We start from the raw sequence: 13376 nt of genomic DNA, 5'->3' as shown, positions 1-13376 counted from the left end.
TTGCGTGACAGTTTGATGAAGAGTGCCCAGCGGTCATAGTCGACAGGCCTTACAACATGAGACAAACTCACGGTATTCCGATTCGTCACAAATTATCTTCATGGAGAGCCCGTGCTCGAAATCCGCCACCTCAAGACCCTGCACGCCCTGCGCGAAGCCGACAGCCTGGTGGAAGCCGCCGAACGTCTGCACCTGACGCAATCGGCGCTGTCCCATCAGTTCAAGGAGCTGGAAGAACGTCTGGGCATGCCGCTGTTCGTGCGCAAGACCAAGCCGCTGCGCTTCACCAGCGCCGGCCTGCGCCTGCTGCAATTGGCCGACGCCACCCTGCCGCTGCTGCGCGGCGCCGAGCGTGATATTGCGCGTTTGGCCGGTGGCACCGCCGGACGCTTGCACATGGCGATCGAATGCCACAGTTGCTTCCAGTGGCTGATGCCGACCATCGACCAGTTCCGCGACGCGTGGCCGGAGGTCGAGCTGGACCTGGCCTCCGGCTTTGCCTTCGCACCACTGCCGGCCTTGGCCCGTGGCGACCTGGATCTGGTGGTGACGTCCGACCCGCTGGAACTGCCAGGCATCACCTATGTACCGTTGTTCACCTACGAAGCCATGCTGGCGGTGGCGAACCAGCATGCGTTGGCAAGCAAATCCTATATCGTCCCCGAAGACCTGCTGACCGAAACCCTGATCACCTATCCGGTGGAGCGCGACCGCCTGGACATCTTCACCCGCTTCCTCGAACCCGCCGACGTCGAACCGGCCCAGGTGCGCACCTCGGAGCTGACGGTGATGATGATGCAACTGGTGGCCAGCGGCCGTGGTGTGTGCGGCATGCCCCATTGGGCGCTGCATGAATACAGCTCGCGCGGGTATGTGAAAGCCAAGCGCCTGGGCGAGAAAGGCTTGTTTGCGACGCTGTATGCGGGGATTCGTGCGGATATGCTGGATGCGCCGTATATGCGCGATTTCCTGCTGACGGCCAAGGACACGTCGTTTTCGACATTGGATGGGGTCAGCGCCGTCCGCTGATACTGAAAACTCTGATGATCAAAATGTGGGAGCGGGCTTGCTCGCGAATGCGGTGGTTCAGTCGAATTATCTGTACCTGACACACCGCTTTCGCGAGCAAGCCCGCTCCCACATTGGATAGGGTTTCCACAGTTGAATTTCAGTCGGTCTTCAGTTCGCGCCACATGTGGATTTTGTCGAAGTATTCGACGCCCACCCTCACCGCCAACGGTTCCAGGCCGTATTGGATGAAACCGCAACGCTGGTACAGCGCAAACGCCGCGTCATTGCCGGCGGTTACGGTCAGTTGGATCACCTTCAGGCGCGGCTGCCTGCGCGCCTCATCCAGTGCCGCCTCGACCAGTTGACGGCCCACACCCTGGTGCTGATGGCGGGCATTCACATACATGCCAAACAACGTCACCTTGTGCCACGCCTTCTCCCGAGGCTCGAACGCCAGGCCGACAATACCGACCAGTTCATCCCCTTCAAAAGCACCGAGCAATCGATCCAACGGGCTGTCCAGGCGCTTCTCCCACCAGCTCAACGGCATCGCCGCACGCTCGGCCACGCTGGAGGTGAAGGCCTGGGGATAGACGCCATACGCCTCCAGCATCAATGCCCGATACGCCTGCGCGTCACGGGCGGCCAGCGTGCGGATGATCATGCGCTGCGGCGCTGCTCAAGCATCAGGCGCACGGCCAGGGCCGCCAGCACGAAGCCCATGAAGTAACGCTGCACCGCCAGCCAGGTCGGGTTGTTGATAAACCAACTGGCAATACTCGCGGCAAAAATCGCGATCAGCGCATTGACCATAAAACTCACGCTGATCTGGGTGAAACCGAGCACCAGGCTCTGGGTGAACACCGAACCGTGTTCCGGGGTGATGAATTGCGGAAACACCGAGAGGTAGAACACCGCGATCTTCGGGTTCAACGCGCTGGTGAGAAAGCCCATGGTCACCAACTTGCGCGGGGAGTCCGCCGGCAGTTGCTGGGCTTCGAAGGGCGAGCGCGCGCCGGGCTTGACCGCCTGCCAGGCCAACCACAGCAGGTACAGCGCGCCGGCCCATTTGAGCACTTCATAGGCCATTGGCACGGCGAGAAACACCGCGGTCAAACCCGCCGCCGCGGCGAACAGGTGCACAAAGAAACCCGCGACCACACCCAACAACGACACCAGGCCCGCCTTGCGCCCCTGGCAGATCGAACGGGAGATCAGGTAGATCATGTTCGGACCAGGGGTCAACACCATCAGCAGGCAGGCAGCGGCGAAAATCAGCAACTCGTTGAGTGGGATCACGGTTCAGTCCTTTGAGCCTGTGTGTCAGGCGGTGGTGGTCAGCGATGCGCGATAAAACGGCAGGATCAGGTCACGTGTCAAGGGTGCCAAAACCAGGCCGCCATCGCCGGCCGGGTCGATCCAACGCACTTCTTCAATTTCGGCGGCGGGGTTCACCGGCACGTCGATGCAAACCTTGTACAACTGCGCCTCGACGGTATAACCAGGCTCATTGGCGGCGGGTGCCGAAAAGTGCCCGAGGTACACGGCGGCGTTGGGGTCGATACGCAGGTTGAGTTCTTCGTGCAGTTCACGGGCCAGGGCTTCGGCAGGTTGCTCACCGGCGTCGATCTTGCCGCCCGGTTGCATGAACGCCTGAGTACCGCGCTTGCGCACCAGCAGGGTTTGGCCGTCGCTGCCGATCAGGAGGGCGGCGGCGATGCGGATGGTGGACGGCATGGGAGGGTTTCCTTGGGGCAAAGGGTGCAAGAATCACATGTGCGCATGGAACACAGCAATCAATGTGGGAGGGGCGGTGCGACGACTCGACCAGGCCCCTCGCGGATTTTTTACTGGAGTGCGCCTGAAGCGCCTGGGTCTTCCTTGATGAAGACGCTGTACTTGGCGCCTTCCATCGCCTCGAACGCAATCAGCTTGTCCACCAGCGGCAGGTTCAGCACCTTGCCGGCGTTGAGCAGCAGCATGCCGTTATCGGCGTTGAGGTTGCGCGCCAGCACCATGCCGTCGGCCAGTTCGCGGGTGGTCAGCACTTTGATCGACGGATCACCGAGGGTCACGTCGCTGAGGAACTTGGCGCAGGCCTGGGAGAACGCTTCCACCAGCTCCGGGTCATAGAGTCGCCCGGTGTATTTCTGGATGTACAACAGCGCCTCGCCACTGTTCATCTGCCGTTCAAGGATCAGGCCCTTCTGCAACTCGATGAAGTCCACCGCCAGTTTCAACAGGCGCGAGCCGAACGGGATCGCCTCGCCCTTGAGGTGGTCGGGAAACCCGCTGCCATCCCAGCGCTCCTGGTGGTGGCGAATGATCCGCGCCGCGTCCTTCATCGGTTCCAGGGTCATCAACAGCGATTCACTCTGGGTCGGATAGGCACGGTACTGTTCGCGGTCGGTGCTGTGCAGTTTGTCGGACGGGGCGACCAGCATGTTGTCGTTCCAGCTCAGCTTGCCGATGTTGTAGAGCGCGGCGGCCATGGTCAGGTCGCGGGTGCTGGCTTCGTCCATGCATTGGGACGCGCAGTACACGCGCACCAGTTCGATCAACGGGCGGTTGGTCTGCTTGTCCTTGGGCAGGCGCAGGTTGGCCAACAGCGAGAACACTTCGGTGCCGGTCACATAGCTGCGCTTGAGTTCGTCGTAGGCCAGGTCGAGCATGTCGGCGGTTTGCTGCAACTCGCTGGTACGCGCGGCCACGCGTTTTTCCAGGGTGGCGTTGAGCGTCTTGAGCTGATCGTTCTGCTCCAGGGTCAGGCGCTCCAGGCGCTGATGCTCCAGGGCCTGCTGCAGGATCAGCTTGAGCTCGTCGTCATTCCAGGGTTTGCCGATATAACGGTGGATCTGCCCTTCGTTGATCGCCTTGATGATCGTCGGCAGGTCGGCGTAGCCGGTCAGCAGGATACGGCTGGTGGCCGGGTAAAGCTCGTGGACCTTGGCCAGCAGCGTGGCGCCGTCCATGTTCGGCATGCGCGCATCGCTCATCACCAGGTCGATGGGTTGCGCCGCCATGATCTCCAGCGCCTGGGCTCCGCTGCCGGCGAGCACCACGTCATAGGGCTGGCCCCGCAACAGGCGACGCAGGCTATTGAGGATCGACTCTTCGTCGTCGACCAGCAAGATCGTAGGGTTCACAGCGAGTTGATCATCCATGGATACTGCGCCTTCAAATTAAACAGAATTGATCTAAATTGAACCATTGAGCCCGGAGGTACTGCGTCGTAGAAAAGCCTGGCCTATAAACGCCGGATGCCTCAGGGTAAGAACCGGGGTTGATTTGACGCCAACTGGCCGTCGATTTCAAGGGAACTCGACTACGCTGTCAGAGCCGGTGTGCGCTTCGCTCAGCAGTGGAATCAGGGAAGGAATCGTTATGTTGTCGTACCTTACGCAGTTGCGGAGCGCATCATGAATCCGGGCTCAGGACGGGCCAACCGTCGCATTCTGATCGTCGATGACACCGCATCGATCCACCAGGACTTTCGCAAGATCCTCTGTGCCCATCCCGATGATGAACCGACCCTGGACGGCCTCGAAGAGGCGCTGTTCGGCACGGTCGCCCCGGTGCGCCAGGCGTTTGAGCTCGACTCCGCCTACCAGGGGCAAGAGGCCCTGGCCCTGGTGAACAAGGCCCTCGCGGCGAACGCCCCTTATGCCATGGTGTTTATCGACATGCGCATGCCGCCAGGCTGGGATGGCCTGCAAACCATCGAACAGCTGTGGAATGTCGACCCCAACTTGCAGATCGCACTGTGCACCGCGTACTCCGACTATTCCTTCGAAGCCATCGAGGCGCGGTTGAAGTACAACGACCAGCTACTGATCCTGAAAAAACCCTTCGACCACCTGGAAATCCGCCAGATGGCCAGCGCCCTGACCTGGAAATGGCAGCTCGCCCAAGATGTCGCGCTCAAGGTCATCGGCCTGGAACGCACCATTGAAGAACGTGTGCAGGAACTGCTGAAAGTCTCGCACCTGCTGCAATACGACGCGCTCACCGAGTTACCCAACAGCACGCTGCTGGGTGACCGCCTGACCCAGTCCATTGCCCTGAGCCGGCGGCATGACAAGCAGTTGGCGGTGATGTTTGTCGGGCTCGACCGCTTCAAACGCATCAATAACGCGTTGGGCTACCCAGTCGGCGACGAGGTACTCCAGCAGGTCAGCCAGGGACTGGTGGCGACGGTGCGCGATTCGGACTCGGTGTTCCGCTACGGCTCCGACGAGTTCGTCATCGTCCTCAACGACATCCAGCACCCCCAGCAAACCCAGCATGTGGCACATAAGATCCTCAAGGCCATCGGCGCCACCCGCCATGTCGCCGGGCACGACCTGAGCGTCACCGCCAGCCTGGGCATCAGCATTTACCCCAACGACAGCGGCAATGCCGTGGAGTTGATCAAGCACGCTGAAACCGCCATGCACACCAGCAAGGAGCGTGGCCCCAACGACTTCAGCTTCTATACCGAGGACATGAACCTGCGCGCCCAGCGCCAGCAGAACATGGAAAGCGCGATTCGCCAGGCGCTGGACCGCGATGAGTTCGTGCTGCATTACCAGCCCAAGCTGGACCTCAAGTCCGGGCAGATCGTCGGGGCGGAGGCGCTGATCCGCTGGTATCAACCGCGCTCGGGCTGGGTCAACCCGGCCGAGTTCATTCCGGTGGCCGAAGACAGCGGCCTGATCGTGCGCGTGACCCGCTGGGTGTTGCAGCAAGCCTGCGAACAGACACAAGCCTGGCGGGCGATGGGCCTGGCGCCGTTGACCATCTCGGTGAATGTCTCGGCCATTGACCTGCGCCAGCGCGACTTTGTCGACAACCTGGCCGCCATCCTCAAGCAGACCGGCCTGCCACCCGCACAGCTGGAGCTGGAAATCACCGAAAGCGTGTTGATGCAGAACGTCGAGGAAACCGTCACCCAGCTGGAATCCATCAAGGTCATGGGCGTGCGCCTGGCCCTGGATGATTTCGGCACCGGTTACTCCAGCCTGAGTTACCTGCGGCGCTTTCCCATCGATGTGTTGAAAATCGACCAATCCTTTGTGCGCGGCATGGGTACAAACAGCCAGGACGCGCAGTTGATCAGCGCTATCATCGGCATGGGCAAGAGCCTGGACCTGAACATCATTGCCGAAGGGGTGGAAACCTTCGAGCAACTGACCTTCCTGCGTAATCAGCACTGCGAGGAAGGTCAGGGATTCCTGTTCAGCAAGGCCGTGTCATCGAAGGATTTCACCCAGATGTTGCAAGTGGGTTCCGCAACGCTGATGCCCAACCAATAAACAGCCCTATGCTTGCAAGGAGTGCTCGCTTGAGCCAAACCCCAACCTACCGTCTCATGCTCCTGCTGTGGGTGAGCCTGCCGCTGGCGGCCGCGCCGCTGGACGAAGCGCTCAAGCCGTTGCCTGCGGTGCCGGCGCTGGACCCGGCCAAAGTCGAGCTGGGTCGTCGGCTGTTCAACGAAACGCGCCTGTCGGTCAACAACACGCTGTCCTGCGCCAGCTGCCACCGCCTGGAAATCGGCGGGGGCGACGACAAACCCTTCTCCCTGGGCTTTGACGGCAAGCCGGTGCAGATCAACACCCCGTCCGTGTTCAACGCCAGCCTGAACTTCAAGCAATTCTGGAATGGCCGGGTGGACACGCTGGAAGCGCAGGTCGAACAGGTGGTCATCAGCCCGGCGGAAATGGGCAGCGACTGGAAAACCGTGGTGCAGAACCTCACCGACCTGCCCCTCTACCAAAAAGCCTTCAGCCAGGCGTACCCCGATGGTGTCACCGCCGCCAATGTGCAAAACGCCCTGGCCACCTACGAACGCACGCTGCTCACGCCCAACTCGCGCTTTGACCAGTACCTGCTGGGCAACACCGAGATCCTGACCCTGCAGGAAAAATACGGCTACCAGCGCTTCAAGGATTACGGTTGCATCGCCTGCCACCAGGGCGTGAACATCGGCGGCAACATGTTCCAGAAATTCGGCGTGATGGGCGACTACTTCAAGGCGCGCGGCAACCCGGTCGAAGCGGACCTGGGACGCTACCTGCTGACCAAGGACGAAGAAGACCGGCACGTGTTCAAGGTGCCGAGCCTGCGCAACGTCGCGATCACCGCGCCGTACTTCCACGACGCTTCGGCCAAGACCCTGGAGAACGCGGTGGACGTGATGTTCAAGTACCAGTTGGGGCGTAACCCGACCCAGGAAGACAAGGACCTGATTGTCCAGTTTCTCAAGACCCTTACCGGCGACTGGGCGGGCAAACCTCTATGACTCTGTCTTCGCGCCGTACCAGCCAGGTGCTGTTGACCCTGGTCACGCTGTTCCTGGCTTCGACGCTGGTGTTTCTGTACCTCAAGTCGACCCGCGACCAGACCGCCAACTACACCGAGTCACGCGACCTGATCCGCCAGCTCCAGCAACTCAACGCGCAGTGGGACAGCGAAGTGCTCAAGGCTCGGATCGCCATCACCCACAACTACGACCCGCTGGTCACGCCGCTCACCGACATGACCCGCTTGTGGGCCAACCTGAACGATCGCGACACCTACCACCAGCCCGAAGACCTGACGCGCTGGCAAGCCACCAAAGAGGCATACCAGGCCGCTATCCAGGAAAAAGCCCGGCTGGTGGACCAGTTCAAGTCGCACAACGCAGTGCTGCGTAATTCCCTGGCGTTTTTGCCGACTGCCGAAGATGACATCCAGGCCCAGTTCAATCGCTATGACGATCAAGACCGCCTGCAACTGCAAAGCGTGGCAACCGACACCTATGACCTGTTGCTCAGCAGCCTGGAGTTCGCCCAGGTCACCAGCGATGATCGGGCCGCCGATATTCTGGTGGGCCTGGGCAAACTGGAGGTCAACAAGGAACGCCTGCCCACGGAGTTCCAGGCACCGGTCGAAATTCTCAGCAATCACATCTCGCTGATCCTGCGCGAGCAACCTGTGGTCAACAACCTGCTCGAACGGATCGCTACCGTGCCCGTGGCCGAGCGCCTGGATGACCTGACCACCCACCTCAATCAGGACCAGCAAGCCGCCGACCTCATCGACCACCAATACCACCGCTACCTGCTGATCTTCTCGACCTTGCTGGTGGTGGTGCTGCTCTACCTGGCCGTGCGCCTGCTGCGCAGCTTTGCCGAGATCAACCGGGTCAACCGCGCCTTGCAGGCGGCGAACGAAACCCTGGAACAACGGGTGGAAAGGCGCACCCAGCAGCTCAAGGATGCGCAAACCGAACTGCTCGACAGCGCGCGCCAGGCCGGTATGGCCGAGATCGCGACCAACGTGCTGCACAACGTCGGCAACGTGCTCAACAGCGTGAACATCTCCGCCGACCTGGTCACGCGCAAACTGCGCAGCAGCAAGGCGCTGGGCCTGGGCAAGGCGATGCAGTTGATCAACGAACACCAGGCAGACCTGGGCACCTTTCTCACCCAGGATGAAAAGGGCAAGCTGCTGCCCGGCTACCTGAACCAGTTGGTGGAGGCCATCGCCCAGGAGCAACACGGCATGGCCGAAGAACTGGCGCAACTGAGCAAAAGCGTCGACCACATCAAGGACATCGTCTCCACCCAGCAATCCTATGCCGGCGCATCCGCCCTGCTGGAGCCGGTGCACATCAGCGCCTTGATGGACGACGCCCTGCGCATGAACGCCGGTGCCCTGAGCCGGCACCATGTCACGGTGGTCAAGGACTTTGCCCCGGTGCCGGAGATTCTCGCGGACAAACACCGCTTGCTGCTGATCATGGTCAACCTGATCAGCAACGCCAAATACGCCATGAGCAACCTCTCCAACCGCCCGCGGCAGATGACCCTCAGCGTGCAGCCGCTGGGCGACGGCAACCTGCAGATCAGCGTGAAGGACGACGGTGAAGGCATCCCGCCGGAAAACTTGGCGCGGATCTTCACCCACGGCTTTACTACCCGCAAGGAAGGCCACGGCTTCGGCCTGCATAGCTGCGCCCTGGCGGCCGTAGAGATGAAAGGCCAGCTCAGCGCCCACAGCGACGGGCCTGGCCTCGGCGCGGTATTTACCTTGACGATTCCCCTAACCCTGGCCGGACACCCCGAATGAACCAACCGCCCAACCGGCGCATCCTGTTGATCGATGACACGCCGTCGATTCATGACGACTTCCGCAAGATCCTGATGCCCATCACCGAGTCGAACCAGGCGCTGGACGCCATGGAGTCCGCCCTGTTTGGCGGCCCGGAAAAACCCCAGGCCCAGGCATTCGAGCTGCACTCGGCGTACAGCGGCGAAGAAGGCCTGGGGTTGCTGACCACGGCCATGGCCGAGCAGCGCCCCTACGCCATGGCCTTTGTCGACATGCGCATGCCCCAGGGCTGGGACGGCGCCAAGACCATCGAGGAACTGTGGAAAGTCGCCCCCGACCTGCAAGTGGTGGTGTGTACCGCGTACTCCGACTACTCCTGGGAAGAACTGCTGGAACGTCTGCACGCCCATGATCGCTTGCTGATCCTGAAGAAACCCTTCGACAACATCGAAGTGCAGCAGATGGCCAACACCCTCTCCAACAAGTGGGACATGGCCCGCCGCGCCGCCCTGCAAACCTCGCACCTGGAGCTCTTGGTGGAGCAGCGCACGCAGGCGCTGCAAGTGGAAATCGAAGAACGCAAACACCTGGAAAGCCAGTTGGTGCAGTCGGAAAAACTCGCTTCCCTGGGCCAACTGGCGGCGGGTGTGGCCCATGAAATCAATAACCCGGTGGGGTTTATCTCCTCCAACCTCAGCACCCTCGACGGCTACTTCGAGCAACTGCAACAGATGCTGGATGCCTATCGCCAGGCCGAAGCGCTGCTGCCCGCCGGCGAGCAGCGCGACCAGCTCATGGCACTGGCCAAGACCCTGGAACTGGATTTTCTGCGGGAAGACATTCCGATCCTGATCCGCGAATCCAAGGACGGTATCGGGCGCGTGGTACAGATCGTCAAGGACCTGAAGAACTTCTCACGGGTGGACACCGACCAGACCTGGCAGTGGGCCAACCTGCAACAAGGCATCGACTCCACGCTGAACATCGTCGCCAGCGAACTCAAGTACAAGGCCGACGTGGTGAAGCAATACTCACCCCTGCCGGAAATCGAATGCCTGGCTTCGCAGCTCAATCAAGTGGTGATGAACCTGGTGGTCAACGCGGCACAGGCCATGGGCCCGGAACGCGGCACCATCACCATCAGCAATGGCGTGGAAGGCGAAAACGTCTGGCTGGAAGTGGCCGACAACGGCTGTGGGATTGCCCCGGAGACAGTGCAGAAAATCTTCGATCCGTTCTTTACCACCAAACCAGTGGGCGAAGGCACGGGCTTGGGTTTGTCGCTGTCGTACGGCATCGTCAAGAAACATGGTGGCGATATTTCTGTCAGCAGCGAGCCGGGTAAGGGGACGAAATTTCGGGTGGTGATACCGATTCGGCAGACGGCGGCGTAGGGCATTAAAAACCCGGCTTTTCACCGGGTTTAAATAGGCGCTGCTACACGATCAAGCGCAATGCGCGACTTTCTCGACTTCTTTGAAGATTTGATCGCCCGTAGCAATTTCCGCGGTGCGCAGATCATAGGCCGTCTGCAAATTCAGCCAGAATTGCGCAGAGGTTTCCAATGCAGCCGCCAAGCGCAGCGCAACATCCGCGCTGATGCTGCGACGCTTCAAAACGATGTCATTCACCGTGGGCGCGGAAACGTGCAACGCCCTGGCAAGGGCGGCGGCGGTAAGGCCCAGCGGCTCCAAATACTCCTCCTTGAGAATTTCTCCAGGGTGTACGGGACGCATGCCATTTTTAAACATGATGCACCTCAGTGGTAATCCACAATTTCAACGTTGGGTATTCAAGATATTCAACCGGTAGTTAAAGCGACCCTAAGACCTCGCGACGAGCGGTCAACACCGAAAGCAAAAAAAGCCGCTCCTGAAACAGGCGCGGCCTTCACGCAAAGAGTTATATCCCTCACGCCTCGACTTTTTTCGGACTCGACCCAAACGTCGCAAACCGCTTGTTGAACCCGGCGATCCTGCCTTCAGCCTGGGTCTTGCGTTGTTGACCGGTGTAGATCGGGTGCGAGGCGCTGGACACGTCCAGCGGGATGTAGGGGTAGGTGTTGCCGTCGCTGTGTTTGTGGGTGCGGTCGCTGTCGGCGGTGGAGCCGATCAGGAAGAACACGTCGGCGGCCGTGTCGTGGAACAGTACAGTGCGGTAGTCGGGGTGGATTCCAGCTTTCATGGGGCCTCCGGGGCGTCTGGGTGCATTTCAAGTGTTATACAGTAACGCAAATCATGCAGCCAAACGAGAACCGATTGCAATAAGAATAGGCCTGCCACTTCTATGCAGAATAAACCCATAGGTTGTCTGGGGTTTCGTTACGGGCGCAGAATGGCGGATCGACCTTAGAGTCCGAACCAAGGGAACCGTATGAGCCTGTCCTTGCTAAGCCGTTACGCCTTCTTTGCCGTGTGCGTCATTTTTACCCTCGCCAGCCTCCCGTTTATCCAGCATGAATGGCTGTGGCCCATCACCGTGGTCACCGGCGTCCTCAGCCTGATCGGCATTTTCGACCTGCTGCAAAGCCCCCACGCGGTGCGCCGCAATTATCCGATCCTGGGCAATATCCGTTATCTGGTCGAAGCCATCCGCCCGGAAATCCGCCAATACCTGCTCGAATCCGACAGCGACGCCCTGCCCTTCTCCCGGGCCCAGCGTTCACTGGTGTACTCGCGCGCCAAGAACGAAACCGCTGACAAACCCTTCGGTACCCTGATCGACGTGTACCAGTCGGGCTTCGAATTTATCGGCCACTCCATGCGCCCTGCGCCGCTGAGCGACCCCAGCGCCTTTCGCGTGATGGTCGGGGGGCCGCAATGCACGCAGCCGTATTCGGCGTCGGTGTTCAATATCTCGGCGATGAGTTTTGGTTCATTGAGCGCCAACGCGATCCGCGCGTTGAATCAAGGCGCCAAGCTCGGCAACTTCGCCCACGACACCGGCGAAGGCAGCATCAGCCCCTATCACCGCGAAAACGGCGGCGACCTGACCTGGGAACTGGGCAGCGGCTACTTCGGCTGCCGCACCAGCGATGGCCGCTTCGACCCGGAACGCTTCGCCGTGCAGGCGCAGAACCCGCAAGTGCGCATGATCGAAATCAAGATGAGCCAGGGCGCCAAACCCGGCCACGGCGGCATCCTGCCCAAGCACAAGGTCACCCAGGAAATCGCCGAGACCCGCGGCATCCAGATGGGCGAAGACTGCATCTCGCCGTCGCGCCACAGTGCGTTTTCCACGCCTATCGAATTGATGCAGTTCATCGCCCAACTGCGTGAACTGTCCGGCGGCAAGCCGGTGGGCTTCAAGTTCTGCCTGGGCCACCCGTGGGAATTCATGGGCATTGCCAAGGCCATGCTCGAAACCGGCATCCTCCCGGACTTTATCGTGGTCGACGGCAAGGAAGGCGGCACCGGCGCCGCGCCGGTGGAGTTCACCGACCACATCGGCGTGCCGCTGCGTGAAGGCCTGCTGTTTGTGCATAACACCCTGGTGGGCCTGAACCTGCGCGACAAGATCAAGCTCGGCGCCAGCGGCAAGATCGTCAGCGCGTTCGACATCGCCAGCGTCCTGGCCATCGGCGCCGACTGGGCCAACTCGGCACGCGGCTTTATGTTTGCCATCGGCTGCATCCAGTCGCAGTCGTGCCACACCAACAAATGCCCGACCGGTGTCGCCACGCAAGACCCGCTGCGCCAACGCGCACTGGTAGTGCCGGACAAGGCCCAGCGCGTGTTCAACTTCCACCGCAACACCCTCAAGGCGCTGGCCGAAATGCTCGCCGCCGCGGGCCTCGATCATCCGTCGCAACTGTCGGCCAAGCACCTCGTGCGACGCATGTCGGCGACCGAGATCAAGCTGTTCTCGCAACTGCATGTGTTCCTCAAGCCCGGCGAACTGCTCACTGGCGAAGTGAACGGTGAGTTCTATTCGCGCATGTGGCAGATGGCGCGGGCGGACAGTTTTGAACCCCATGAAGTGGTTGCCGCCTGAGGACGCACATTGTGTTGAAAGTCATCGCCGAAGATTTCATCAAACCCGAACACGTGGAAACAGTCCGTGGGTGGTACGCCGAACTGGTGGAAAAAACCCGTCAGGAACCGCTGTGCATCGCCTACGATCTGTTCATCGATCAAAAAGACCCCGGGCACTTTGTCTTTATCGAGCAATGGCCTGACCAGGCCGCGCTCGACATCCATTGCCAGACCGAACACTTCACCCGGCTGGTGCCACAGATCAATGCGTATCAGGCCAAGCCGTGCCGAGTGTTGTTGATGGATGCGTTTTAAACC

General features: G+C 60.7%; 13 protein-coding genes. 7 read left to right on the top strand and 6 right to left on the bottom strand.

All coding sequences use genetic code 11. From position 1 onward, the window contains the following. The first annotated feature begins 111 nt into the window (after positions 1-111). The gene (metR, locus tag AC3ISR_RS05645; protein WP_192297340.1) at positions 112-1029 is read left to right on the top strand and encodes a transcriptional regulator MetR; all 918 of its coding nucleotides are present in this window, start codon (positions 112-114) and stop codon (positions 1027-1029) included. A gap of 139 nt (positions 1030-1168) precedes the next feature. On the opposite strand, the gene AC3ISR_RS05640 is transcribed toward metR, so the two are convergent. The 4 genes from AC3ISR_RS05640 to nosR form a co-directional block, all read right to left on the bottom strand. Then, entirely contained in the window at positions 1169-1675 is a 507-nt protein-coding gene (locus tag AC3ISR_RS05640) for a GNAT family N-acetyltransferase (RefSeq protein WP_226455963.1), read from the bottom strand. Next, entirely contained in the window at positions 1672-2310 is a 639-nt protein-coding gene (locus tag AC3ISR_RS05635) for a LysE family translocator (protein ID WP_463983303.1), read from the bottom strand. Before AC3ISR_RS05635 ends, AC3ISR_RS05640 begins: the two co-directional genes overlap by 4 nt. 24 nt (positions 2311-2334) lie before the next feature. Next, positions 2335-2748 carry an NUDIX hydrolase gene (locus AC3ISR_RS05630; protein WP_192297346.1) on the bottom strand — a complete coding sequence of 138 codons (414 nt, stop codon included), beginning with the start codon at positions 2746-2748 and terminating at the stop codon, positions 2335-2337. A 110-nt stretch (positions 2749-2858) separates the two neighbouring features. Next, a complete protein-coding gene (gene nosR / locus AC3ISR_RS05625) occupies positions 2859-4175 on the bottom strand; it encodes a response regulator c-di-GMP phosphodiesterase, NosR family (RefSeq protein WP_192297348.1) in 1317 nt (438 codons plus the stop codon). Between the two features lie 255 nt (positions 4176-4430). On the opposite strand from nosR, the gene AC3ISR_RS05620 reads away from it, so the two are divergent. From AC3ISR_RS05620 to AC3ISR_RS05605, 4 genes are read left to right on the top strand one after another with little or no spacing between them, the layout of a single operon-like run. Further along, positions 4431-6305, top strand: coding sequence for a putative bifunctional diguanylate cyclase/phosphodiesterase (locus tag AC3ISR_RS05620; protein WP_489324591.1), 1875 nt, complete (start codon positions 4431-4433; stop codon positions 6303-6305). A 56-nt stretch (positions 6306-6361) separates the two neighbouring features. Further along, complete coding sequence (locus AC3ISR_RS05615; RefSeq protein WP_463983376.1) at positions 6362-7291, top strand: cytochrome-c peroxidase; 930 nt, start codon at positions 6362-6364, stop codon at positions 7289-7291. Then, on the top strand, positions 7288-9102 hold the full coding sequence (locus AC3ISR_RS05610) for a DAHL domain-containing protein (protein WP_489324590.1): 1815 nt from the start codon (positions 7288-7290) through the stop codon (positions 9100-9102). Before AC3ISR_RS05615 ends, AC3ISR_RS05610 begins: the two co-directional genes overlap by 4 nt. Next, positions 9099-10478 (top strand): ATP-binding protein, encoded by a 1380-nt coding sequence (locus AC3ISR_RS05605; RefSeq protein WP_192297356.1) that lies wholly within the window; start codon positions 9099-9101, stop codon positions 10476-10478. Before AC3ISR_RS05610 ends, AC3ISR_RS05605 begins: the two co-directional genes overlap by 4 nt. Positions 10479-10529: 51 nt before the next feature. On the opposite strand, the gene AC3ISR_RS05600 is transcribed toward AC3ISR_RS05605, so the two are convergent. Further along, a complete protein-coding gene (locus AC3ISR_RS05600; RefSeq protein ID WP_192297357.1) occupies positions 10530-10835 on the bottom strand; it encodes a HigA family addiction module antitoxin in 306 nt (101 codons plus the stop codon). Positions 10836-10995: 160 nt separating this feature from the next. Beyond that, positions 10996-11268, bottom strand: a complete 273-nt coding sequence (locus tag AC3ISR_RS05595; protein ID WP_463983302.1) for a type B 50S ribosomal protein L31 — start codon at positions 11266-11268, stop codon at positions 10996-10998. Between the two features lie 189 nt (positions 11269-11457). On the opposite strand from AC3ISR_RS05595, the gene AC3ISR_RS05590 reads away from it, so the two are divergent. Together AC3ISR_RS05590 and AC3ISR_RS05585 are read left to right on the top strand one after the other, a co-directional pair. Then, the gene (locus tag AC3ISR_RS05590) at positions 11458-13077 is read left to right on the top strand and encodes an FMN-binding glutamate synthase family protein (RefSeq protein ID WP_226455968.1); all 1620 of its coding nucleotides are present in this window, start codon (positions 11458-11460) and stop codon (positions 13075-13077) included. 11 nt (positions 13078-13088) lie between these two features. Further along, the gene (locus AC3ISR_RS05585) at positions 13089-13373 is read left to right on the top strand and encodes a putative quinol monooxygenase (protein ID WP_192297362.1); all 285 of its coding nucleotides are present in this window, start codon (positions 13089-13091) and stop codon (positions 13371-13373) included. Positions 13374-13376: the final 3 nt, after the last annotated feature.

The organism is Pseudomonas sp. GL_117 (assembly GCF_057835125.1).
This window is presented reverse-complemented; position numbering and strand designations above follow the sequence as displayed.

Excerpts from the sequence above, each read along its gene's own strand:
- AC3ISR_RS05640 (WP_226455963.1), bottom strand. The coding sequence starts at position 1,675 with ATGATCATCCGCACGCTGGCCGCCCGTGACGCGCAGGCGTATCGGGCA.
- AC3ISR_RS05630 (WP_192297346.1), bottom strand. The coding sequence starts at position 2,748 with ATGCCGTCCACCATCCGCATCGCCGCCGCCCTCCTGATCGGCAGCGAC.
- nosR (WP_192297348.1), bottom strand. The coding sequence starts at position 4,175 with ATGGATGATCAACTCGCTGTGAACCCTACGATCTTGCTGGTCGACGAC.
- AC3ISR_RS05620 (WP_489324591.1), top strand. The coding sequence starts at position 4,431 with ATGAATCCGGGCTCAGGACGGGCCAACCGTCGCATTCTGATCGTCGAT.
- AC3ISR_RS05615 (WP_463983376.1), top strand. The coding sequence starts at position 6,362 with ATGCTCCTGCTGTGGGTGAGCCTGCCGCTGGCGGCCGCGCCGCTGGAC.
- AC3ISR_RS05610 (WP_489324590.1), top strand. The coding sequence starts at position 7,288 with ATGACTCTGTCTTCGCGCCGTACCAGCCAGGTGCTGTTGACCCTGGTC.
- AC3ISR_RS05605 (WP_192297356.1), top strand. The coding sequence starts at position 9,099 with ATGAACCAACCGCCCAACCGGCGCATCCTGTTGATCGATGACACGCCG.
- AC3ISR_RS05600 (WP_192297357.1), bottom strand. The coding sequence starts at position 10,835 with ATGTTTAAAAATGGCATGCGTCCCGTACACCCTGGAGAAATTCTCAAG.
- AC3ISR_RS05595 (WP_463983302.1), bottom strand. The coding sequence starts at position 11,268 with ATGAAAGCTGGAATCCACCCCGACTACCGCACTGTACTGTTCCACGAC.
- AC3ISR_RS05590 (WP_226455968.1), top strand. The coding sequence starts at position 11,458 with ATGAGCCTGTCCTTGCTAAGCCGTTACGCCTTCTTTGCCGTGTGCGTC.